Below are 23,527 nucleotides of genomic sequence, written 5' to 3'. Positions count from 1 at the left end.
TAATATTTTCGAACATGCCTGCATCTGAGGCGAAAATGGGACAAACCGACATAGGAGTTGGCCAATAAAGCTCTTTCATCGCTCAGGCTTTCCAGTCATTATGAGCCCACTTTAAACCATAAAAATGAACAGGCAATTGCCTCCAATGCTGCTGCAATCGTGACCATTGGAATGCCTGAAAGCAATTTATAAAAGTACTTAAATATCATTTATAAAAAACATAACGTGCACATGGGAAGGAAACTGCAATGGGAGACAAGAAATACGATGTCATTCTGTTCGGCGCGACCAGTTTTGTCGGCCAGATTCTCGCCAGATACCTGACAGATCAATTTGGCGTCAATGGTGAATTGAAATGGGCTGCTGCAGGCCGCTCAGGTTCGAAGTTGGACGCTGTGAAAGATTCTCTGGGGCCTGTCGCCCGTGAACTGCCTTTGCTCATTGCTGATGCCTCAGACGATCGGGCGCTTGCGGACTTGTGTCAGCAGACCCGGGTGATTGTCTCCACTGTAGGACCTTATGCGCTATACGGCGAACCCATGGTGAAGGCATGTGTCGCATCGGGTACAGACTACTGTGATCTGACCGGAGAAGTGCAGTGGATCAAACGCATGGTCTCCAAATATGAAAAACAGGCCGAAGCTTCCGGTGCCAGGATTGTTCACTGCTGCGGGTTTGATTCCATTCCTTCCGACCTCGGAGTGTACTTTTTGCAGCAACAGGCAAAGGAGAAATTCGGGGAGTCCTGCGAACATGTGAAGATGCGGGTAAAGAAAATCCGTGGAGAATTTTCCGGCGGGACTGTGGCCAGTTTGATGAACGTGGTGAAAGAAGTTAAGGAAAATCCGGAGCTGCGCAAGGAACTGGCAAATCCTTACTCCATCTGTCCGGAAGGGCATGGCTTTAAAGCTCGTCAGGACAATATATCCAGTGCCAAGTACGATCCAGATTTTCAATCCTGGATGGCACCCTTCGTGATGGCAGCAATCAACACCCGTGTTGTTCATCGTTCCAATGCCCTGACCGGCAATTCATACGGCGATTCGTTTCGCTATGATGAAGCGGTCTTGACCGGCAAGGGACTGAAAGGCGGAGCGGGGGCATTCAGCATGATGGGAGTCATGGCGGGGTTCATGCTGGCCACCACCATCAAACCCACCCGTTGGGTGCTGGAGCGCTATGTGGTACCCAAACCCGGGGAGGGGCCAAGTCCGGAATCCCAGAAAAACGGCTTCTATGACATCCGTTTTTACGGTGAGACCGCCAGCGGTGAGTCGATTCGTTGTAAGGTCACCGGCGACGAAGACCCCGGTTATGGATCAACAGCCAAAATGCTGGGACAAGCGGCAGTTTGTCTGGCCAAAGACATTGATAAAGTCGACAAGAAAGGCGGATTCTGGACACCGTCAACAGCCATGGGGGATAAACTGATTGAGCGGTTAACGGCTCATTCCGGTTTGGCGTTTGAGGTGTTGGAGTCCTAGTGAGAATCGCTGAAACTCTTATTTTTTAACTCTTAATTGTTTTTAACGACAGATAACTTCCGGATTATTCTGGTGGCACTGGTTTAGTGCAGGTAAGAGTGCCAGAGTGATGTTTCAGACTAAAAAAGCCGGTCTGATGACCGGCTCCGGTTAGGCGGGGCGCTTGCTTGTTCCCGGAATATTTTCTCCGTCGCTCTCCGAGTCTGTATCCATGGACCCGTTAATCACTGGCTTATCAGCCGCACGGATATTATTGGAGTTTAAACTCTCGATGGTGCTGTCAACATTGTTATCGCCCACAGCACCTGTCGAAATCCCTTGTATGCCGGAAAATAAAATTCCAGGACGCTCGCTGGATCGATGCAATTTAAAGTCTCCTTTTCCTCCAAAGGAGGAGTCTGGCTGGTTTATTGCGGTCTGTTCAACATGGTCACACACAGCGCAAGGCCTTTTTACTCCGGCAACCGGCACCAGCGTTGGTCTGACGGTGTCTGATGATTTACCTTCGCCAGAGGAACTTTTGACGATATGATCGTAAAGAGACTGCTCAGCATGCATGCAGGCGCTGCGTTTTGCTGGGTCTTTTCTAATCCCAGGGAGGTTTGACTTTTCACTTTTGGGATGAATTTGGCTATCAACAATTTCTACGTATTTTTCGATGCCTTTTTCATCACCCTTTCTCAGTTCTTGTGCTGCATTTCTTATAACGTCCAGGATAGAGTCAACTTGCTCCTTTAATGTCTGCAACTCCTGATCATTGACATTGGCCCCTAGTGCACCGCTCTGAAGACTCTGAGTTTGTTCAATTGCCTGATTCTTGAAACTGCTAAACTCCTCCTCGTTGAGTAGCTTTCCCAAAATTTTTTCGCCGTGACGTATTAATCTTTCCTGTTCACGTAATTTATTATTATTTATAGGAGGTCGATCTGATAGAGATTCATTGGCATTAGATGGCGAAGGTTCTTTAGCGTTTTTTACTTGTTCTCTAGTGTTTGCTACTAGTTGTTCTAGATTTTGAAAACTACTCTTCAGCGCCGTTAATAATCCATCGGTATTTTTATTGCTGCTGATCAATAGCTTGCCATTGTGGACCGTTGCCTGAACTTCTATAAACCCTGAGTCTTTGTTGCCTAAGAGGGCCACTGATGAAATCCATCTTAAGGCCTGATTTGTCTTGTTTAATCCTTGGTATTTTTTAGTTCCTGCGTCAACTTTGCCTCCTCTCAGGTCGTTGGCTTTCTCTGCACCTTTTTTGTCAACTTTGACTAGACGCACGCTATTGTGATTAATGCGTTTAGGAACCAGAGGCAGTGTAGAAGTGCCTTCAATGGAACCGCTTCCTACTCTATTTTGTTGGCTAACGGCCATTCCCTGAATTCTGGCTTGGCCAGACGCTGATGTTTCTGCTATAGGGTCAGAATTTATAGTTGTTACAATATTAGGTCTTACTCCGTCTACCATGGTTTCTCAGCCTCTTATCATCTGAAGTTCATTGGAAGAAAATGGCGTTTCTCGATGATCGTGTATTGATGGCGTCGGGGAGGCCTCCTGCAGGTAGTCTTTGATGACTGTCTTCAAGTGAAGAATGGTTTCGATGAAGTTCTTGAGGATGTTGGAAAACAACTGTGCGGTTAATCCCTCGACATCGCGAACAAAACTCAATACCAATGTGTTCTCGTCGGGGTTGACGTTAATGGCTGCCCCTTTGGTTCTGAGTCCTGGAAAGCTGTATTCCAGTAATCTGACGAGTATCGAATTAATCGCATCGTCTATCGGCGCCAGCTCTCCCAGTAAGACCAGTTGATTCTGATCATCGGTTAGGAACAGGGTGATGAGGTTGTCTTCGATATACTGAAATCCGCAAACGTTCTCATCGTTAAGCTGGAATTCGGGAAGACCGTTCAATTGAGAAAACTCTTTCAACAGAGTGTTAATGCGTTGTTTGGGCTCCATAGGTTACTCCTGGTTGTGACGCATAAACTTGGTGGCTGATTGCCACGGCTTTGTTGATAAGTAACGGTCGAAATAGGAAAGTTCTGTCGCACCATTGTTCCAGGCGAAGCGTGATTCCTCGCTTTTAGCGATGCCTACACTCGCTCGATGTGAATTTTGGTGATAAATTGGTTTGATTAATTCCGCACATCAAACCTCTAAGAACAATATGATGAAGTACTGCATAAGCGTATTTGTGCTGTTGTTTTGCAGCATCGTACGAGGGGAAGTCATGAGCTGGTGTGCCTATTACCAGTGGCATCCCTGGATATATCCTTCGGGTAATGAATACTCCGGTTTGCTCATTGACCAGCTCAACTTATTCCAGAAGCTGTATCCCGAAATAGAGGTCAAACCTATCATCGTGGATAACTGGAAACGGTGTCAGGTGGAAGTGGCCAGAGGGGATATCAGCATCGTATTGGGTGCTAATCGAACCGAAGACAGAGAACGCAGCCTGACCTTTTTGGATCGCCTCAGCTTTATCAACCGCACCACAGTCGCCGCCTATGTAGCCGAAACAGCCCAATTAAGGCTGTATCCTCATCGGACGAACTACGTCAATATCGAATGGTCATGATCCGCGGGAATACCTTCGGACCAAAGCTGGACCCATTTATCAATAGTCTGGAATCTGACACTCAAAAACAGGAAGTCAGCTCCATGAACCAGCTCTTCCAACTGGTTGGTATTGGCCGGTTTGATTACTTCTTCTCCATCCGCGAAGCCTTGCCGGAATTACTTCTCAAACACGAAGAGGAATTTCCCGAATACGGCGCACTTAAATTTCGAGAGGTTTACTCCGTAAAACGGGAAACCCCGGTCTTCATCGCCTTTGGCAAAGATACTGAAAACTATTCACGGTTTGCAGAGAAATGGGCACATACACTGGAAGAGTTTTATCGACAGCAAACGCTGGACGAGGCTTTGAAGAAGTATGTGGGGAGCGAAGGTAACTTGTAACAATTCTGCTCCAGATCTGATTTCATTTAGTCCAAATAACCGATAGCACCCCTTTCTATCCACCTTTATGATTTTGTCTTAAATGGATTACTCGGCAAGGATATAAAGGGAGCTACATGCTGACTCCAGAAGAAATCTACATTACTGACTATACAGAACTATTTCTGGACCTCTACCGCTTCGGAAATTCAACAAGCCCTCGCTTTGATAATATCAGACCCCACAAAGATGCCATGATAATAGATAGAAATGGCATCAAGTACATTCTGGCGGATGGCAATGGAGTAAGTGCATTTTCATCAATCCCATCAGGGAAAAAGAATACCTGGAAGCTTCGGAAAGGTACTATATTGCCAGCAGGAGTAAAGCTTGTTATGGATAAGCGCCTAAACCATGAGAACCACTATATGCTTGCCCCATCCCATACAATGAAATTAAGCGAATTTCATGCCCTCATGGATAAACTGCGAGAATGTGCTGTAAAGATTAATTAAGGAGTAACCATGAAAACCCTGGAATTTGAATTGCCATATACCGATGTGACTCTGATCCTTGATTCGTTACGTCACTATATAAACTACATTGACGGTCTCGATGAATCTACTATCGATGAAGATACTCTAGCTGATTTGCTTAATGACAATGAGAACCTGAAAGCCCTGGAAAAAGACATTTCCGCTCGCTTTACCAAAAAGTTTGGAAGCTATTAGTTTTTGCGTCTCTCTGTAGCCATGCAGTGACTGGATCTATCGTGCATAGTTCTGCATAGGGATGACAGCTTGGATTTATATCGATGACAGATAAAAAGAAAACAGAGCCCGGAAGCCCTGAGCAGTTGGAAGAATTGCGTCGGTACCTCGATGGCTCCGAAACTGTCAAAGCGCTATTTGATTTCGATAACCTGCCTGAATTCGAGGAATCAGGGCCTTTGACTGGCAGCGCAGATTTATTAGAGAAATCTGATGCAGAACTCTTTCCCAGTAAACTGGAAACTACATAAAATCGTCTGTAGTCGAGCAATCTGTTAGCAACATAATGGGAGTCTGTATTGAACTTTTACATTAATGGAGAAGAACCTGCTATCAAGGGAAAGGTGTGTCGGGGGTTTTACTTAATCCAACACCAAGAGGGCGAATCCATTACTGATCAAGCAAACGTTGCTTTTTTCAAGTTCGATGGTCATTGGATAAAACTTCACTTTGATGATGAGATTATTTTTTGGAGAGGCTCGGAGAGCCCGAGCGAACCCGTAAATGATCGCCTCTCTACCTGTTTGGTTCTATTGAATTTATGTGAATTTAAAGGCGTCATTGGACACAGGCTTAACGATATAGAATATGGCAGTGAGGAAGAGCATGTTTGGGCAAAGTTAGAGTTCTCTAGTGGCCAAACATTGCTTTTTAAGCATCATGCTCATGATGACTACACAACAGTCAACTGCTAACAAGCGCAATCATACGGATCAAATTTCCGCTAAGATGCTTGTCTGGGACTACTGACGGTTAACAGTCTTTGAAAATTGATTGGGCGAGAAAGAATACACAGCCGAACCAACTGTATGGCACTTAAGGGTAAGCATGTATCAATGCCCAAATTGCGGTGAAGCATCTATAAGCGGGTGGCAGAAACTTCGAGCGACTCGTTTGTCTCCTGCTAAATGCAACGGTTGTGGTGGCAGATGCTATATCTCTGCTAAAAGTGCGTGGAGCGTTTACATCTATTTGTTGATTCCCGTGGTCATTGCATGGGGGCTGTTGCTCATATTCAAGTCTATTTGGCCATTCTTCATTTTAATTCCAGCTCTTATATGGGCAATAAAAGTCTGCATACTCAATGCTAAATTATTTCCCTTATAGGTTTGGTCGGCACCCTATGTAAGGTGGAGGAAATTGACTAGGCTTAAGCCAATTGGATTGATGTGAGCACAATTACTTGATTTAAATGGTGCCCCCGACACGATTCGAACGTGTGACCTTCCCCTTAGGAGGGGGACGCTCTATCCAGCTGAGCTACGGGGGCGCTGGAGGGTGGTATGGAATGAACCACCTGACAGGTTGAGGTCGGGATTATAGCGAAAGCTTTTGCACAATATAACCCTTTGTTTCCTGTAGATTGTCATAGATTCTTTGATTCTGGTTGAACAGTGTGCAAAGGTGGTTGAAGCTTGATCACTTTGGCGAATTAGCCATCAATGAGCGTTTTGTAAGGAGTTTTGTAAGGAAAAGAAGGGAACTTTCCGGTTACTCTATTGTCCACAGCCTTTAAGACTTGAATGCTTTAACAACGATAGGACTGTTCATGTTAGATTCCCGCCCGCTGCTTATGGTTTCGGATTTCCCGGAAATTCACCGGGGTGTAATGGATACGCTGCAGGTGAACCTGGGGTATAAGTGCAATCTCAGCTGTACCCACTGTCATGTGGCAGCCGGTCCGAACCGGAAGGAGCAGATGTCCCTTGATGTGGTGGAAGATATTCTTCAGTTTATGCGTCTGAAATCCATTGGGATGCTGGATCTTACCGGAGGCGCACCGGAGATGAATCCACATTTTCGGCATCTGGTTATCGAAGCGCGCAAGCTTGGGGTCAAGGTCATTGATCGCTGTAATCTGACCATCCTCCTGGAGGAAGGTTATGAAGATATGGCGGAATTCCTGGCGGATCAGCGGGTTGAGATTGTGGCCTCGATGCCTTGCTATGCCGAACAGAACGTGGATAAACAGAGAGGGAAAGGGGTTTACCATGAAAGCATTGAAGCCCTGAAGATATTGAATAGCCTTGGATATGGCCAGGATGACAGCGATCTCACACTGAATCTGGTGTATAACCCGGGCGGACCATTCTTACCCCCGCCTCAGGAAGGGTTGGAGAAGGACTACAAACGTGAACTGTGGGAGCACCACGGCATAGTCTTTAACCAGCTGTTTGCCCTGACCAATATGCCTATCAGCCGGTTCGGCAGTTTTCTGATGTCTAAAGGACAGTTCAATGATTATATGAGCCTGTTGAAGGGATCATACTCGGAGCACAACCTGGATTCTGTCATGTGTAAGTCCCTGATCAGTGTTGACTGGCAAGGCTATGTCTATGACTGTGACTTTAATCAGATGCTGCATATTCCCCTCATTGCATCCGACAAACCCAAAGTTCATCTGAACGAATTGTTTGAAGTAGACCTGAAAGGACAACCCATTGCCGTTGCGGATCATTGCTATGGCTGTACCGCGGGGCAGGGCAGCAGTTGTGGAGGGGCGCTTGACTGAGCCGAACATATCCATCGTTATTCCCGTGTTGAATGAAGAGGCGTCAATCGCCTCTTTTTTGCGTTTATTGCAACCCTCCAGAGCAAACGGTGCGGAAGTTATTCTGGTCGACGGTGGTAGCACTGATGGTACTCGGAAAGCGGCTGAAGCATTTTGCGACAAGGTGATCGATAGTGAGAAAGGGCGCGCCCGGCAGATGAATGCCGGTGCAGCGGTAGCCAGGGGAAACCTGTTGCTGTTCCTTCATGCGGACACTCAATTGCCGGAGAGCTTTCTTGATTTATTGAGCAAATTCCAGCAATCACCGAAACAGTGGGGACGCTTCAATGTATCGTTAAGCGGAAGCAAGTTAATGTTTTCCGTCATCAGCTTTATGATCAACTGGCGCTCCAGAATCAGTGGTATCGCCACCGGAGATCAGGCTATCTTTGTAAAGCGGAGTGCTTTCGATCAAGTGGGCGGTTTCTCTGATATCCCCTTGATGGAGGATGTGGATCTCTGTAAAAAACTTCTGAAGTTTTCGAGGCCCTTTTGCATTAGCGAGCCTGTGATCACTTCCAGTCGCCGTTGGGAGGTTCATGGAACCTGGCGTACGATATTTCTCATGTGGAAACTGCGTTGGAAGTTTGCGCTTGGGGTGCCACCAGAGGTACTGGTAAAGGAATATTACGGATGAATCATTCTATGACTGAAAAGACGGAAACACTGGATGGTCATGTGGCCTTTATCCAATTTGCCAAGCGACCGATTCCTGGTCTGGTTAAAACCCGTCTGATTCCTGAATTAGGGGAAGAGGTTGCTACTCAGGTGCACGAAACGCTGTTGAAAAGAACGCTGCATACCCTGGTGGACTCTGGGCTGGGTGCAGTTCAGCTATGGTGGGATAAAGCCTGGGATGATAAGGCTTATCTCGCGCAATTAGGTGTCGATGGAGTGTTTTCGACATTCAGCCAGGAAGGTGATGATCTTGGTGAGAGAATGTACCAGGCATTGTCTACTCAGCTAAAAACGTTCAGGAAAGTGATTCTGCTGGGTAGTGATTGCCCGGTGCTTTCAGCGTCCTATCTGGCTCAGGCAATCCTGGCGCTCGATTCCGCAGATCTGGTTTTGGGGCCGTCCGATGATGGCGGTTACGTTCTGATAGGGGCGAAAAGCCTCACCTATGCAACCTTAAAGGATACACTCTGGGGTACTCCCTCGGTGATGGCAACGACTCTCCAACAGGCACAATGGGAAGGTTTGAGGACTCAATTATTGCCTGAATTATGGGACGTCGATTTACCTGAAGATTATCGTCGATGGAAAATGATGGAGTGAAGATTACCCCTTAATATCTTGGTAGATACCCTTATATTCTCCTCCTATTCTCCTCTCTGGTTTGAAATACGTGACATAGGATCTACTTTTATCTCTGTGCTTAACAAAACAAGCACGCAATTCTTGGAAATGGAGATAAAGGATGAATTACACGCAAACGAAAACTTTAAAATCCCTGGTGGTATTCCTTGGTGTCAGTTTTGTTGGAAGCTCCTATGGTTTTGAGAATAACTCAATTGCCATAGATAGCAGTTGGACACTAATTGATGCCAGTTCTTATACCGATCCTGTATTAATCACAGGTATCGCAACCCGAAATGATCCCGAGCCGGGTGTCGTGTCCGTTATGAAAGATACTAACGGTGACTTTAATGTCCGTTTCAGGGAATGGAATTATCTGGATGGAAATCATGGCATGGAAAGCATGGCTTATCTGTTGCTGGAGAAAGGGCATACCCAGCTTGCTGATGGAACCGTGATTGAGACGGGGACCTTCAGTCTGAATCAAAACAAATCCAATGTCTTTTTTGATCAGGCATTTGACCATGCGCCTTTGGTTTTTTTATCCCCACAGTCTGAGAACGATTCGGAAGCATATTCTTTAAGAGTTGAGGGCATCACCCGATACAGCTTCAGTGCGACGCTTGAAGAACAGGAGCTCAATGGTTCAGGTAGTCACAACTCCGAAGAAATCGCCTATCTGGCCATATACAATGCCGATAACGATGGTGCCTTTGATAATGGGGCGACATTTGAGACGCTGCAGGCTCTTATTAATGATCAGCCGGCCGATATCTCAGGTAATTACATTTTTCTGGAAGAGGAACAATCCAAAGATGCGGAGATTGTTCACGTTGATGAGGTTGTCTCAGTCCTTCAAATCAGTCAGGGATTAATTGGCCAGACCACCACGGTTTATGGTGGGAACACTGAAACTATTGCCCTACGTAACCCACCCGAAGTCTACCAAGCCTCGTGTAAAGCTATTTTGGATAATGATGCTTCCGCGAGTAGCGGTTACTACACGATTGATCCGGATGGCTTTGCTGGAGCGGACCCATTCTCCACCTACTGTGATATGGATTTTGATGGTGGCGGCTGGACCCTGGTAGCGGTACAGAGAAGCACTGAGCGGCTTGAAGCGACTGAAATCAATAACTTCTCCAGTGATCAGTATCTAAGTGACAGCCAATGGCAAAGTGTCAGAGCTATCAGCTCGGAGCTATATGTCTATGTGGTTAATAGCGGCCACTGGGCTATTGCTCCCTTTGCCAACATCACCGGAAGCGTCTGCCGTCCTTTGACAGATTCACTATCGGCAACACGGGTCTTCCAGGTGGAAAGCAGTGGCTGTAATGCAACCAATGGTGACTATACAATGGTTGGACAGTCTAATAGCTATACCGGCAACACCACAGTCTGGAATTATAAGGCCGGCGTGTTTTCATCCACTTCCGGGTTTTCCGGGCATGGGAATGCCAACGGGCAGGGGTTGGATATCTATGTGAGGTAACCTTCGTCATTCACTGAAATATAAGATTCCGGTCGCGTAATCCATGGTTCATGTGGTGCGCGGCCGGCTTATTTTCCCATTCGATAACATGACTCCTGTCGTAAGTGTACCGAACCTCCGAAATCTCCTATACCATTGAAAATCTGGCAGTTAGCGCCGAATTCTGATTCATAGTCTATAGTAAGATTATCTTTAAACCGAAAAGCGAAAGCTGACTTTGGCACATTAATTGATGAGCTTTCCCTGAATGAGTTTATGAGTCAAAAAATTGACTCCTATAAAGGTGTGATATGAAAACATTTTCTCCGGCCTACCTAAAGCTGCTAGAAGAACAGCATCAGAATAAACCGGATTTTGGTGTTTCCTCACTGGAATACGCTCCCATGGTGGCGGAGCTAATCAATGCCAACAATATTTCAACGGTTCTGGACTATGGCGCTGGAGAAGGGCGTCTGCAACAAGCGGTGCAACCGTACCTGAATCATGATGTGACCATGCAGATGTATGATCCTGCTGTACCGACGTTTTCGGAGCGGCCTCAGGCCCAGCAGATGGTGTGTTGCATCAATGTTCTGCAATGTGTCGAGCCTGAGTATATTGATTCGGTGTTGGACGATCTGAAGAACCTGACCGGCGAAATGGCCTATTTCACCATCCCGACCGGACCTGCGGATATGGATCTGTCAGATGGTCGCAATGCAGCACTGACTCAGCAACCGCCCGAATGGTGGTTACCCAGGCTGATGGAACGTTTCAAACTCTGGTATTTCTCCAGGGTACCTGGAGGGTTCGTCGTTGTTCTTGAAGCGATGGACCGAAAACCTGCCGGCTCGTCTGTTCAATAGGTGGTATATGTTTGATAACACTTCGATACTGATCACAGGGGGGACCGGTTCATTCGGGCGCAAGTTTACACAGACCCTGTTGGACCGTTTTTCGCCACGCCGAATCATCATCTATTCCCGGGACGAATTGAAACAGTATGAAATGTCGCAGACCTTTAATCATCCCTGCATGCGATATTTTCTGGGAGATGTGCGCGATAAGGAACGCCTGAGGCAGGCTTTCCGAGGGGTGGACTTCGTTGTTCATGCGGCTGCATTGAAACAGGTGCCGGCTGCCGAATACAACCCCATGGAGTGTATCAAGACCAATATTCATGGTGCTGAGAATGTAATCAGCGCAGCACTGGAAAGCAATGTCCAGAAAGTGATGGCCCTGTCCACGGACAAGGCGGCGAACCCAACCAACCTCTACGGTGCAACCAAACTGGCCTCTGACAAGCTTTTTGTTGCCGCGAATAACATGGCCGGAGGGCATAAAGTCCGGTTTTCCGTGGTGCGATATGGCAATGTTGTCGGTTCCCGTGGATCGGTGGTGCCTTACTTCAAAAAGCTTTTGGACGAGGGGGCCAAGGAACTGCCGGTTACCCATCCTGAAATGACCCGTTTCTGGATTACCCTTCAGCAAGGGGTTGATTTTACTTTGCGCAATTTTCTGCGCATGTACGGAGGGGAAATTTTTGTTCCCAAGATTCCTTCCATGCGTATTCTGGATTTGGTGAAATCCCTGGATTCAAAGGCAAAGACCAGCATTGTCGGTATTCGCCCGGGCGAGAAGCTTCACGAGGTGATGTGTCCCAAAGACAGTTTTCACCACACCTATGAATATGAGGATCACTATGTTATCGCCCCGACAATCAAGTTTGCCGGCGGCAATAACGACTTTACACATAATGCGCTTGGGGAGACGGCCGTTGAAGTGCCTGAGGGGTTTGAATATGACTCGGGAACCAATCCACACTTCCTGTCCGTAGAAGAGCTCAAAGTTCTTAACGATCAAGTGGCCTGATTATTTATGTCATTTATTCCATACGGCAGGCAGCTCATTTCACAGGATGATATTGATGCTGTCGCTGAGGTATTACGTGGAGATTTTCTGACCCAGGGACCGAAAGTCGGAGAGTTTGAACGAGGTGTATCTGACGCAGTGGGCGCAAGCCATGCGGTCGCTTGTAATAGCGGCACCTCCGCACTCCATATTGCCTGCCTTGCACTTGGACTGGGAGAAGGCGATTACTTGTGGACCAGTCCTAACTCCTTCGTGGCTTCTGCCAATTGTGCACGGTATTGTGGTGCCTCTGTGGACTTTGTGGATATTGATCTGCATACGGGCAATATGGACGTTAACAGGTTGCAGGAAAAGCTGATTCATGCCCGGCAACACGGAAAACTACCCAAAGTGGTGGTGCCGGTTCACTTTGCCGGACAACCGTGTGAAATGGCGGAAATTGGTCGGTTGGCACAGGAATATGGTTTCTATGTCATTGAAGACGCTTCCCATGCGTTGGGGGCGCAGTACCACGGAGCTCCCGTAGGCAGCAGTCAGTATTCAGATATCACCGTATTCAGTTTTCATCCGGTAAAAATTATTACCTCAGGTGAAGGCGGTATGGCAGTGACCAATAACCCTGTGTTTGCGGAAAAGATGCGATTGTTTGTCAGTCATGGCATTACCAAGGATCCTGAGCATCTAAGCCAGAATGACGGCCCCTGGTATTATGAACAACAGGAGCTGGGATTTAATTACCGCATGACTGACATACATGCGGCGCTCGGTGTCAGCCAATTAACCCGGCTAGGGGAATGGGTTGCAAGACGCAATCAATTGGCAGAGCACTATCATGATCTTTTGCAGAGCTTGCCGGTGACACCCCTGGAAGTTATCAGCCAGGTTATTTCCAGCTATCACCTCTATGTCATCAGGCTAGATCTGAATGAGATCAAAATAGGCCGGAGACAATTGGTAGAGAGGCTCAGGGGGCAGGGAATTGGCGTACAGATTCACTATATTCCTATTCATACTCAACCTTATTACAGCAAGTTGGGATTCTCGAAAGGGGATTTTCCGGTCGCCGAGCAATATTACCAGGAAGCGCTGTCTTTGCCGCTGTTCCCGGCGATGTCCGAAGAAGATCTTGATCGAGTGGCAGTGGCACTAAAATCCTCAATTAACTAACCAATTTATCAGATACCGGAGTGGTTCAAATGTCCGTACAAATCAAGAATAAGATGATCGGTGACGGCAGTGCCTGTTATATCGTTTTCGAAGCCGGACCAACCCACGATAGTTTGGAAAGTGCGATAGAGTTGACCCGGGCTGCTGCTGAGGGCGGAGCAGATGCGATCAAGTTTCAGATTTTTGATCCTGACCGTTTGGTGGCGGATAAGAAACAGCTTTTCAGCTACGACGTCCTGGTTAATCGTGAAACAGGCGAAACAGAAACTGTTGAAGAACCGCTTTATGACATTCTGGCTCGTCGGTGCCTGACCCCTGATGAATGGAAGGCTGTCAAGAAAGTGGCGGATGACCATAATATGGCGTTCTTCTCCACCATCGGTTTTGAAGAGGATATCAGGCTTCTCGAATCATTTGGATGCGATTCAATCAAGATCGCCTCTGCCGATGTCAACCACTTTCCTTTGTTGCGACAGGCTGCCCGGACCGGTATGTGTATTCAGCTGGATACCGGCAATTCCTCTCTGGGCGATATAGAGCAGGCCGTGGACGTGATCCAGAGTGAAGGTAATGATCGCATCATCATCCACCAATGCCCCTCCGGATATCCGGCTCATCTGGACAGCATTAACCTGCGGATGATTACCACCTTAAAGCAGATGTTTCCATTTCCCGCAGCATTTTCCGATCACACACCGGGTTGGGATATGGACATTGCGGCGGTGGCAATCGGAGCAAATCTGGTTGAGAAGACCATTACCAAAGACAGAATGACCCGCAGTGTTGAACACGTCATGTCAATTGAACCTCATCAGTTCAAACCCTTTATTAAAGCCATCCGGGATTTGGAAACAGCCATGGGCGAGCCTCGTCGAAGTCTGCATCCGGAGCAAATCAAAAAACGTGATGCTGTTCGGCGAAGTGCCTTTCTACGAGTGGATAAGAAGGCAGGTCAGGCCCTTGTGGAAGACGATGTGGAATACCGGCGTCCGGGATATGGCATTCCGCCCACTGAGCATGAGCATCTGATTGGCCATATTCTGAATCAGGATATGAAAGCCGGTGATATGTTGCACTGGATTGATCTCACACGTTAACCCGCCGAAGGGAGCACGCTAGCTTGGAACGTACCCTGTAAAATGTCGGCGTGCGGAAGCGAAGAAGCAGATAGCGGAAGCGAAGAAGCAGATATTAGTGTCGGGACGGGCAAGTGCAACTGCCCTAGATTAAATGGGTCATAACGAAAGGCAAAAAGTGAAAATCGGCTGGTATGAAAGAAGCATCAGGTAATGCAAAAGGTAATAAAAATCAGGAATCCGTATTGGCATTGATCCCGGCCAAAGGGGCTTCCACCCGCCTGAAGCGTAAGAACGTGTTGAGCCTGGGTGGCAAAACCCTGCTGCAACGGGCGGTCGATTGCGCGATGGAATCGGGAATTTGCAGTGACATTGTTGTTTCTACCGAAGATGATGATATTGCCGGGCTGGCAAAGGGCTATGGTGCGGAAATTCCGTTTATTCGGCCGGAAAAGCTCTCTGTCGATCCCGCTGGTGTTGAAGCTGTGGCACTGCATGCATTGGACGAACTGGAAAAGGTGGGACGAAGCTACAAAACTCTGGCGATATTGCTGCCCACATGCCCATTGCGTACGGCGGAGGATTTACAGGAAGCATACCGGCTTTTCTCCGAGAACGACGGCAGATTCCTGATGAGTGTCAGTGAGTATGAACACTCACCATTTTCAGCCTGGGTGATTGATCAAAATCAGAATGCACTTCCGGTCTTTCCTCACTACCGGCGTCATAAATCCCAGGAATTGCCCAAAGCCTATCGGTGTAACGGCGCTATTCATATTCTTGATGTGGCTGCATTCAGGCAGACCCGTTCCTATACATCGCAGCCTTTACTGACTTATGTCATGCCGCGCAGTCGATCGTTCGACATTGATACGGAAGAAGACTTATTGCAGGTGAGGGCTTATCTCAGCGCTGCCCAATCAAATCCCAATTGAGCGCCGTGGCTGGTTTAATACTCAACTAAACCCCAATCAAGAGCCGTATCTGCCTCAATGCTCAATCAAATCCCAATTGAGTGCCGTGCCTGCCTCAATATCGTGAGCGGCAGATTTTCCAAGAATTTCTTCTCTGTGTTTCGGAGCCAGACCGAATCCTGGCCGAATGCTTCTGACATTTTCAAGAGTGAACGGCTCGCCCTTACGGATGTTCTTTACCGCATAAAGTGAGCGGCGGAACTTGGCATTGCCAACCTCACTGGCTTTGCGACTGTAGTCAACACTGCCTAGAGCCTGCCATGCGGTCCGGGAGCTTTCGCAAAGCATTTTCAGGTCATCCGGTTCAAGCGAAAAGCTGTCGTCCGGTCCACCACCTTTGCGGTCGAGGGTGACATGTTTTTCAATAAGGCAGGCCCCAAGGGCTACACTGGCGATAGCCGCGGCATTATCAATCGTGTGATCAGACAAGCCGACCAGACAGTTATATCGATCCATCATGTCAGTTAAAGTGCGCAGATTATAGTCTTCTGCCGGAGCAGGGTAGCCGCTGACGCAATGAAGCAGCACTAGCTCCTGGCAACCGGCATCTGCAGCGGCCGCAGCGGCTTCCTGAATTTCATCTTCTGTCGCCATACCGGTGGATATGATCAGGGGTTTTCCTGTTGATGCCGTGTAACGGATCAAAGGTAAGTCGATCGCTTCAAAAGAGGCAATCTTGTATGCCGGCGCTCCCAGGTCTTCCAATAGATCCACCGCCGTGTCATCAAACGGGGAGCTGAAAATAGTGATTCCCAGTTTGCGTGCGTGTTCGAAGAGCGGCTTGTGCCAATCCCAGGGCATATGAGCCCACTCATAGAGCTCATACAGGGTCTTGCCGTCCCACAGGCCACCGTGGATCTGAAAGTCTTCTTTGTCGCTGTCAAAGGTAATGGTGTCAGCCTTATAGGTTTGCAGTTTTATCGCGTCCGCACCACACCTGTGGGCCATGTCGATGATGCTGAGGGCGCGTTCAAGGCTGCCGTTATGATTAGCCGACAGTTCTGCAATGATGTAGGGAGGGTGCCCGTTACCGAGAGTTCTGCCGTTAATGGTGACGGTGTTTTTAAAGGCCATATTGGTTCATCCACTGGAAAACTTTTAGTACAGCATTTGAGAGGGGGACCCACTGCTCGGGTATCTGACTGGACATGATATTTACAGTCTCCAGGTGTTGATATTCTTCACGGGCTTTGAGCTTTGATAAGTCGTCCGTCTTTAACGTACAAACCACATCATAGACCCCATGGTGTTTATCCAGAAAGAGTCCGACAGCCTCTACTTGTTTGATGTTCTCTTCCTGAACCGTCGTTTCCTCTATCGCTTCCTGAATAATGGCAGCCTGCCAGTCCGGGCTATCGTAGGGTATCCCGCCAGCCGGGACGGTTTCCCAAGCGCCGGGATACTCGGTGCAGGTGACTGATCGCTTGCCGATAAGGATACTGTCAGGATGGGTATCTCTCATCACTCCATTGACTCCCAGCGCTGGAAATGGATTCCCCGCCTTTCTCGCAAGATAGAAGTCGCGGTATCTTCCAGGCTGAACGTTAATCACCAGTACATCTTCTTCCCAGAAGTGTGAATGGTAAACGCTGATAGTACTGTCAAAAAGGTTGGGGTTTTCCTGAAGGCTCTGTTGCCAGAGGTCCTCTGAATCTTTGATGACGAGTGTCGGGATATAAGGTTGCTCGATAGGTCTTATGCGAATTTGCTTGCTCAGTGCCACCAGCTCGATGGCGGTTACTTCGAGTCCCAGAATCCGCGGAGCTAGAGAGGGGAGTCTTTCAAGTGTTTCCTGCGCCAGTGTTTCTGCTTCACCGGATTCCCAGGGGTTTGACAACCAGAGACTCTTTGCCCCTGCCAGATTGGCTGAAATGATTCCCGCCCGGGCATCCTCAATTACCCAGTTATCTTCCGTCTGCAAACGGGATATCGCCAGTTGGTATATGTCAGGAGCAGGTTTGGCAACCTTGACGTCATCCCCTGAAATAATGGCGCTAAAATATTGCTCAATGCCGTTCCGGTGCAGGAAAGGCGAAAAATAATCTTTTGAAGATGCAGTCGCTAATGCGATTGGAATGTTCAAGAACCTTAGTGTATGAAGGGTATCCAAGGCGCCCTTTGTCATGGTCAGTTGCTGAGGCACTTTGGCAATAGCCTCTTTGAACCGTTCTGCGACATCTTCTGCCGAAACATTTAATTTGTGTGCAGCCACCAGTCTGGCGGCAATTTCAGATACTTTCGCGCCGTTAAGGCTGGAAAATTCAGCACGAGTTGCTGTTTTGTCATAGCCAGCCAACAACTCTTCATATTTTTGATATAGCAGCGGGAGGGAGTCTGCGATGACACCGTCGAAATCAAAAATAACACCAGGCCTGGGAGTCATTGCGTACCAAATATCATTGTTCCGTTCGCGAGAAAATGAACAGCGGGTTTTGTCCATAATCTCCAAAACCATGAGGAGTATCCTGCTGGGCTTTCAGGAGTAGTTCCGTCGCGGCATGAACGATTGGGGCGTCGTAATCCACCTGGCCGCCATTCATAAAGGGGACCAGTACATATAGCAGGATGTCGTGAAGGCTGGCGAAATGATCAATATCCTGGAGCTTGAAGCCTTGGCTTTCCACGGTTTTTATCAGCTTTGCCTGATCCATAAACAGGTTGAACTCGGCTGCCTTTCTGGCGTCCATGCCCAGAGCTTCACGCAATCTGTTCTGATTGCCATGGGTTTGGGTCTGGTTCTCAATTAACAGCAGGATGCCGTCCTGGTTGACCTTCCTGCACAGCTGGATGAGCCCTTGCTCCTGCATTTCCTGGGTTGGAAGGTTTATGAGGCATCTGTCGGTAAATACCACATCATAACTTGCGGCAAGTTCGGGGTGTTCATCTAACTGGAGTACATCGCCGACGAGAAATCTCAATTGGTTGCCGAGAGACTTGTCCTGTTGCGAAAGATTTTCCCGGGCGTGGTCGACCATTTCGGGGACAAAATCCACTCCGGTAATGTCCGCCCCGGGGAAACTTTGCAACAGGCTGAGGCAGTTGTAGCCATTGCCACAGCCGACTTCCAGAACTTTCAGGTTTTCGTTGTTATGCAGCGGGCTTCCCAGTATCGCCCGGCGCAAAGCATCAATCTCCAGTGCCTTGATCGAGCTGGTTTTTGTGGTTGCCCGCAATGAATCGCGGTAGGTTTCTGCCCAATTTTGCCAGTGGGATTGAATGGCCTTTCTATCCACAGTTCAGTCCTGTCTAAATAATTACTCTGAAGAGGTAAGGGTACTAAAACCCCAACAGTTTAAGTATGGCTGAAAATAGGTTGTTTGTTTAAGGGAAAGGTGAATATACCCGCTGGAGATTTCCTCCGGCGGGTAGCGAAAGGATAGGATGCCGGTACGGCAGATTATTGATTCTGCTTCAGGTAAATGGTGATGGCCTTCGGCATTTCCTTGCTTAAAGGCTGTGATGCTTCCCAGGTCACCAGATTTTTCAGATGGCTGATTGTACTGGATTGCCAGTCGATGATACCGACAATGGACAGACCGGCTGAACTGATCAATTCGTCCAGAGTTTTTGCTTCCTGTGCCTTGTATTCAGGTCCAAAAAACATCTCCATACAGCCACCGGCAAAGTAAAACTCAGGTCTCTGGAGAATTTGCTGCCATTGCGAGTCTGCATTGTCTTCAGCCATTGAGCGTCTAATTGCCCTGATGGTGGGCAGCTCGGGGGCAAGATTATTGCCGGACGTCAATGCTTTGAGAGTGTTCTCTTCCAGACGCTCCTGATTCAATTCTACCTGTACCTTGATGACGCCAATCCCGGATACCAGTTTTTTGAGGTAATTAAGAGTGTCGGCAATATCTTCAGAGTGATTCAGCAGGGAAGACCACTCTACAATATCAAAGCGTTGGTTCAGGCAGGTTAGTTTATTCTCGGAGCATTGAACCCATCTGACGTTATCGATGCCGAGGTTGCGGGCCTGATATTCCGCGAATGCGAGATGTGCCATTCTGGAGTCTGCACCGACCACGTTGATGTCGTGGTATTGGGCGGCCTGCTGCAATGCTCCCTGTCCGGTACCGCAAGCACTGATTAATACATTCAGCGGACGCATGCGGCTATTGTTCCAGGGGAGACTATCACCGAATGCGGCTGTCAGAGTCTGCATCGCGGAGCCCACGTCGCCACTGTGAATCTGTGACCACTTGGGATATACCTGCATGACGGAGCGAAAATAGGTGTCAGACTGACTGGAATTATGGATGACCTGTCTCAACTCCACCTCGGTGGCGTGCAACTGGCTGGGCTCATAGAGGGACTCTGCGAGCAGAGGTTGTATCCCGGCAGGCCAGTCTTCCAGATCGTGCTTGAGCAGCTGAAAACTCATAGGTGAGCTGTAGAGCTCTTCGTACATGCCGTATAGCATCAACGCCCCAATCAGATCGTCGAGGGTAGAGGCTCTATCTCTGGCCGTTGTCTGTATGGCGGAGGCAAGACTGCTGAGAATCATGTCTTCCTGATCATTGGTAGGCCAGCAGTACCCGTAGTGAGCCGCCGCTTCTCCAATGGTCAGAACCCAATCCTGTAGTGAGTCGGGAAGGTCACCTTCGGACGCTGCCTGAATCAGTAGGGTTTGCCGGAGCAGGGTGACCAGGTTTTCAACTTCAGGTGTGGAGATCAGCCGGAAACTGATGACCCTGAGTAGCAGCTCATCTTCTATGAGTTGTACAAAGTCCAGTTTGGACTCCTCATGATCCAGCGCATACTTCTGAATCAAAAGGGAGTTGGCAAACCCGGAGTAAGCCTGGGTGTCGACACTGTCACAGCGCAGAGCCGTCAATAGCGTCGTTTCGTATTCCTGATTCCACTGGTCCGCCACAATATGAGGGATGACGGCTGTCAGTCCTGTAAGAACGGTCGGGTTGAAGTAACCTTTGGTCATCAGGGAATGGTAGCGCAGGAACGCACCGGCCCAGTCTTTCCTTTTCTGATGCAGTATTGCAATGCCCAGGAAAGCCTCGGCGTTGTGTTTGTCTTCTGCCAGCACTTGCAGGAATTTGCTTTCCGCTTTGTTGTAATGCCTTGCCGCCAGGTCAATATGGGCTTGTTCAAGCAACAACGTATGACTTGGTTCAGACGTCTCCGATACCACTGCCATGTGTTTTTTGGCGCGGCCGGATTCTCCAAGCAGGGTATGGCTCAGTGCAAGCATGTGATGAGCTTCGGGATTCTGTTCGTCCATGGCCAGAACATCTTCGGCATAACGTTTGACGTTCTGCAGCAGATTGGCTTTTTCAGCAGGTGTTCTTGAGGATACTGTTGAATCAAGCAACGCCGCGTGAGCTTCACCCAGCAGGTTTTCGATAATCACATAGTCCGATGATGGAATAGTCGGAGCGGTTGATAGTTTTGACTGAATCATGCTGGCAACTCCTGGGCTGACAATCTGCTGCTGTTTATGAGTTGGTTGCGGGTAGGGGGGAGTCCTACTGAACTCCCCTGGATTCAATTACCCTTGCAGTAACTGCAGAACCTGTTGTGGCTGTGCATTTGCCTGCGAGAGGATCGACAAGCCGGCAGATTGCAGTACCTGTGCTTTGGACAGGTTGGCTGTTTCTTCGGCAAAGTCGGCATCCCTAATTCGGCTGTTGGCTGCACTCAGGTTTTCAATGGCAATCTGCTGGTTACTGATCGTCGATTCAAACCGGTTTTGGATAGCACCCAGATTGGCTCGCTGGAAGTTAATGGTATTCAACGCATTATCAACTGCACTTAGCGCCAGGATGGCCCCGTCTACGGTGGAGATATCAATATCCTGAATCAACTGTCCGGTTTCGTTGGAGCCGAAGGTCCCGATACCGAAGCCTGAATTACTGATGTTACCCGTCAAGGTGGACAGCTCTATTTCACCGGCTGAAATCAGCGCGATGGAGGCCTGGGCCAGAGTCTGAGTCGTCGCCAGCCCGATCTGGTTTGCGCCGAAAGTTGAAATATTGCTGATGCTGATATTTCGACCATCGTCAGCGATCAGTCTGAAGGTGTTACCAAACGCTTCCGCGGTGACACCGGACTGTCCGGATTTGTTGTTGATGGCTGTAACAATCGTACGCTGCTTGTCTGCTACAGAGTCATTCGACCCGTAGGAAATATTGATCTGCACCCCGTTAATAGTGATGCTGCCCGAGTTGGTACTACCGGTAGTAATGGTGCCGGCAGTGACCAGGGTAGAGTTTGCCGTCGCGGTAACGCCGGTTTGCTCACTCACGAGGTTAATCGCCGCCGCCTTGGCGATAGCGGATTCAGACCGGTTCGCAAAGGAAGACGTATCGTAATTGTCCAGCGATGGTCCCACAGGTACGCCGTTAATAACCAGATCACCTGCGACCATGTCGGTTGCTGGAACTTCATCGCCTATTGCGCCGCTGTTATTACCGCTATAGGTGCCTACTGACAGGCCTGCATTGCCAATGTCGCCGGTATTGGTATCAAGTTCGATATCAGTACCGTCACTGGAGATCAGGGTATAAGTCCCCACATAGGTAAAGGAGGCTGCCGCTGCAGTAGTGTCGGAGCCCGGCAAACCGAATACCGTGGTATTCAATGAAGTACTTTGGATGATGATGTTGCGACCATCCGCTGCAGCCAGGCTGACGCCGGTATCAGGGTTACCGCTGAAATCGGCGGTAATACCTGTTTGGCCGGAGACCTCGTTGATGGCCGTGACCACGTTTTCAAGGTTAACCTGGTCTGACAGCAGTGAAGATATGGAGAGGTTAATGGATACTCCATTCAACGTGATGCTGGCTGACTGGGTTGTCGTTGTGAAGCTGGTTGAACCGCCGACAAAGGTGCCGTTAACGACAGCGGTAACGCCGGTTTGATCAGACACATCGTTAATGGCTGCTGCCTTGGCAATGGCGCTTTGGTCCTGATCACCACTGGAGAATGCATCGTCAACGCCACTGGAAGCTCCGACGGCAAAACCGTTGATAACCAAGTCGCCCGCCTGCAGAGCAGCAGCGGTGCCTTCAGCTTCTGATTGACCGTCTGAGCTGATCCCGTCGGTATCAGCAGCCCCGAGTTTATCGACAGTTGCGCCTTCAATGCCGAAGGTAACGCTTTCCCCTTCGTTGGGACCTATCTGGAAGGTGACATCAGTGAAGGTGCCGTCCAGCAGTTTGGTGCCGTTGAAGTTGGTCTGATCGGATACCCGCTTGATCTCAGCCAGCAATTGGTCCACCTCTGAGTTCAGGGCTTCGCGGTCAATTGAGCTGTTGGTCGCGTTGGCTGACTGCAATGCCAGGTCGCGAATCCGCAGCAGGTTTTCCGTCATCGCTCCCAGCGCACCTTCAGCGGTTTGTGCCAGGGATACGCCGTCTCCGGCATTCCGAATGGCAACTGTCAGACCGCGAGTCTGCGAGGTGAAGCGTGTTGAGATGGCCAGACCGGCGGCATCGTCTTTAGCGGAATTGATGCGTAAACCGGACGATAGCCGTTGCAATGCAGTCTCATATGCTCCTTGGTTTGCGTTCAAATTTCTTTGCGCATTTATAGAAGCGAGATTGGTATTGATTACTTGAGGCATATCTTTCCCCTTGTGTTCCAGGACCGGCTTGGACGCAACGCTAGCCGAAGCTAAAGAACCGGTGACTTCTAAATGACAGATTTATCTAGTCCTGCCGACATCAGAGCAAAGTCAATGCCAAATAGATAAAATCTCAAGAAAACAGATAGATATGCAGTTGTGGTGGTTTTATGAATGACGGAGGCAAGACGTGGTATTGCCGCTTTTTTGGCGTTTGACCGGGAGCGGGGGCAGAGGTTTGCCGCATGGTGAGGAAAGAGGAAAATTCGCTGGTGTTATTTGAATTGTCAGCTTCGGCACCGCATCATGAGGGACTCTTGATGGGCTTGCGGATTTGGGGTTAGAAGTTG

At 48.7% G+C, this 23,527-nt stretch carries 23 protein-coding genes and 1 tRNA gene; 16 read left to right on the top strand and 8 right to left on the bottom strand.

Annotated features, from left to right (window positions below):
* Positions 1-248: 248 nt before the first annotated feature.
* Positions 249-1,484 carry a trans-acting enoyl reductase family protein gene (locus BTA51_RS08245; RefSeq protein ID WP_094706967.1) on the top strand — a complete coding sequence of 412 codons (1,236 nt, stop codon included), beginning with the start codon at positions 249-251 and terminating at the stop codon, positions 1,482-1,484.
* Positions 1,485-1,634: 150 nt separating this feature from the next.
* Here the strand turns inward: BTA51_RS08245 and BTA51_RS08240 are convergent, their stop codons facing one another.
* The gene (locus tag BTA51_RS08240; protein ID WP_094706966.1) at positions 1,635-2,945 is read right to left on the bottom strand and encodes a hypothetical protein; all 1,311 of its coding nucleotides are present in this window, start codon (positions 2,943-2,945) and stop codon (positions 1,635-1,637) included.
* Between the two features lie 6 nt (positions 2,946-2,951).
* Positions 2,952-3,437: a CesT family type III secretion system chaperone gene (locus tag BTA51_RS08235; protein ID WP_094706965.1), complete on the bottom strand. Its 486-nt coding sequence runs from the start codon at positions 3,435-3,437 to the stop codon at positions 2,952-2,954.
* A gap of 208 nt (positions 3,438-3,645) precedes the next feature.
* Between BTA51_RS08235 and BTA51_RS08230 the strand changes: the two genes are divergently transcribed.
* The 6 genes from BTA51_RS08230 (at position 3,646) to BTA51_RS08205 (ending at position 5,883) form a co-directional block, all read left to right on the top strand.
* A complete protein-coding gene (locus tag BTA51_RS08230; protein ID WP_141215563.1) occupies positions 3,646-4,056 on the top strand; it encodes a hypothetical protein in 411 nt (136 codons plus the stop codon).
* 83 nt (positions 4,057-4,139) lie between these two features.
* Positions 4,140-4,439, top strand: a complete 300-nt coding sequence (locus BTA51_RS08225; protein ID WP_141215562.1) for a hypothetical protein — start codon at positions 4,140-4,142, stop codon at positions 4,437-4,439.
* 116 nt (positions 4,440-4,555) lie between these two features.
* Positions 4,556-4,933: a hypothetical protein gene (locus tag BTA51_RS08220; RefSeq protein ID WP_094706962.1), complete on the top strand. Its 378-nt coding sequence runs from the start codon at positions 4,556-4,558 to the stop codon at positions 4,931-4,933.
* A gap of 9 nt (positions 4,934-4,942) precedes the next feature.
* Positions 4,943-5,149: a hypothetical protein gene (locus tag BTA51_RS08215; protein ID WP_094706961.1), complete on the top strand. Its 207-nt coding sequence runs from the start codon at positions 4,943-4,945 to the stop codon at positions 5,147-5,149.
* A gap of 83 nt (positions 5,150-5,232) precedes the next feature.
* Positions 5,233-5,439, top strand: a complete 207-nt coding sequence (locus BTA51_RS08210; RefSeq protein ID WP_094706960.1) for a hypothetical protein — start codon at positions 5,233-5,235, stop codon at positions 5,437-5,439.
* A gap of 48 nt (positions 5,440-5,487) precedes the next feature.
* Positions 5,488-5,883, top strand: a complete 396-nt coding sequence (locus tag BTA51_RS08205; protein ID WP_094706959.1) for a hypothetical protein — start codon at positions 5,488-5,490, stop codon at positions 5,881-5,883.
* Between the two features lie 498 nt (positions 5,884-6,381).
* Here the strand turns inward: BTA51_RS08205 and BTA51_RS08200 are convergent.
* A tRNA-Arg gene (locus tag BTA51_RS08200) sits at positions 6,382-6,458 on the bottom strand.
* 279 nt (positions 6,459-6,737) lie between these two features.
* Here BTA51_RS08200 and arsS point away from each other — a divergent pair.
* From arsS to BTA51_RS08155, 9 genes are all read left to right on the top strand, one after another.
* Entirely contained in the window at positions 6,738-7,700 is a 963-nt protein-coding gene (arsS, locus tag BTA51_RS08195; protein ID WP_094706958.1) for an arsenosugar biosynthesis radical SAM (seleno)protein ArsS, read from the top strand.
* Positions 7,693-8,376, top strand: coding sequence for a TIGR04283 family arsenosugar biosynthesis glycosyltransferase (locus tag BTA51_RS08190; protein WP_246840971.1), 684 nt, complete (start codon positions 7,693-7,695; stop codon positions 8,374-8,376). Before arsS ends, BTA51_RS08190 begins: the two co-directional genes overlap by 8 nt.
* Before the next feature lie 8 nt (positions 8,377-8,384).
* Positions 8,385-9,017, top strand: coding sequence for a TIGR04282 family arsenosugar biosynthesis glycosyltransferase (locus BTA51_RS08185; protein WP_246840970.1), 633 nt, complete (start codon positions 8,385-8,387; stop codon positions 9,015-9,017).
* A gap of 142 nt (positions 9,018-9,159) precedes the next feature.
* A complete protein-coding gene (locus BTA51_RS08180) occupies positions 9,160-10,530 on the top strand; it encodes a fibrinogen-like YCDxxxxGGGW domain-containing protein (RefSeq protein WP_094706955.1) in 1,371 nt (456 codons plus the stop codon).
* A 290-nt stretch (positions 10,531-10,820) separates the two neighbouring features.
* Complete coding sequence (locus BTA51_RS08175; protein WP_094706954.1) at positions 10,821-11,375, top strand: hypothetical protein; 555 nt, start codon at positions 10,821-10,823, stop codon at positions 11,373-11,375.
* 7 nt (positions 11,376-11,382) lie between these two features.
* Complete coding sequence (gene pseB, locus BTA51_RS08170) at positions 11,383-12,381, top strand: UDP-N-acetylglucosamine 4,6-dehydratase (inverting) (RefSeq protein ID WP_094706953.1); 999 nt, start codon at positions 11,383-11,385, stop codon at positions 12,379-12,381.
* A gap of 6 nt (positions 12,382-12,387) precedes the next feature.
* Positions 12,388-13,548 carry a UDP-4-amino-4,6-dideoxy-N-acetyl-beta-L-altrosamine transaminase gene (gene pseC, locus BTA51_RS08165; RefSeq protein ID WP_094706952.1) on the top strand — a complete coding sequence of 387 codons (1,161 nt, stop codon included), beginning with the start codon at positions 12,388-12,390 and terminating at the stop codon, positions 13,546-13,548.
* A 29-nt stretch (positions 13,549-13,577) separates the two neighbouring features.
* Positions 13,578-14,645: an N-acetylneuraminate synthase family protein gene (locus tag BTA51_RS08160; protein ID WP_094706951.1), complete on the top strand. Its 1,068-nt coding sequence runs from the start codon at positions 13,578-13,580 to the stop codon at positions 14,643-14,645.
* 173 nt (positions 14,646-14,818) lie between these two features.
* The gene (locus BTA51_RS08155) at positions 14,819-15,559 is read left to right on the top strand and encodes a cytidylyltransferase domain-containing protein (RefSeq protein WP_094706950.1); all 741 of its coding nucleotides are present in this window, start codon (positions 14,819-14,821) and stop codon (positions 15,557-15,559) included.
* A gap of 54 nt (positions 15,560-15,613) precedes the next feature.
* Here BTA51_RS08155 and pseI read toward each other — a convergent pair whose 3' ends face one another.
* The 5 genes from pseI to BTA51_RS08130 all read right to left on the bottom strand — a co-directional run bounded on the left by pseI (position 15,614) and on the right by BTA51_RS08130 (position 23,177).
* A complete protein-coding gene (pseI, locus tag BTA51_RS08150; RefSeq protein WP_094706949.1) occupies positions 15,614-16,672 on the bottom strand; it encodes a pseudaminic acid synthase in 1,059 nt (352 codons plus the stop codon).
* Positions 16,662-18,053, bottom strand: a complete 1,392-nt coding sequence (locus BTA51_RS08145; protein ID WP_094706948.1) for an HAD-IA family hydrolase — start codon at positions 18,051-18,053, stop codon at positions 16,662-16,664. The genes pseI and BTA51_RS08145 overlap by 11 nt, the downstream gene beginning before the upstream one ends.
* Positions 17,995-18,831 carry a class I SAM-dependent methyltransferase gene (locus BTA51_RS08140; protein WP_094706947.1) on the bottom strand — a complete coding sequence of 279 codons (837 nt, stop codon included), beginning with the start codon at positions 18,829-18,831 and terminating at the stop codon, positions 17,995-17,997. Before BTA51_RS08140 ends, BTA51_RS08145 begins: the two co-directional genes overlap by 59 nt.
* Positions 18,832-18,995: 164 nt before the next feature.
* Entirely contained in the window at positions 18,996-21,014 is a 2,019-nt protein-coding gene (locus BTA51_RS08135; RefSeq protein ID WP_094706946.1) for a methyltransferase domain-containing protein, read from the bottom strand.
* An 87-nt stretch (positions 21,015-21,101) separates the two neighbouring features.
* Complete coding sequence (locus BTA51_RS08130) at positions 21,102-23,177, bottom strand: flagellin (RefSeq protein ID WP_094706945.1); 2,076 nt, start codon at positions 23,175-23,177, stop codon at positions 21,102-21,104.
* Between the last annotated feature and the right edge of the window lie 350 nt (positions 23,178-23,527).

Source organism: Hahella sp. CCB-MM4 (assembly GCF_002260525.1).
GTDB lineage: Bacteria > Pseudomonadota > Gammaproteobacteria > Pseudomonadales > Oleiphilaceae > Hahella.
The sequence above is the reverse complement of the archived record's forward strand: the minus strand, read 5'-3'. Positions and strand labels throughout refer to the sequence as shown.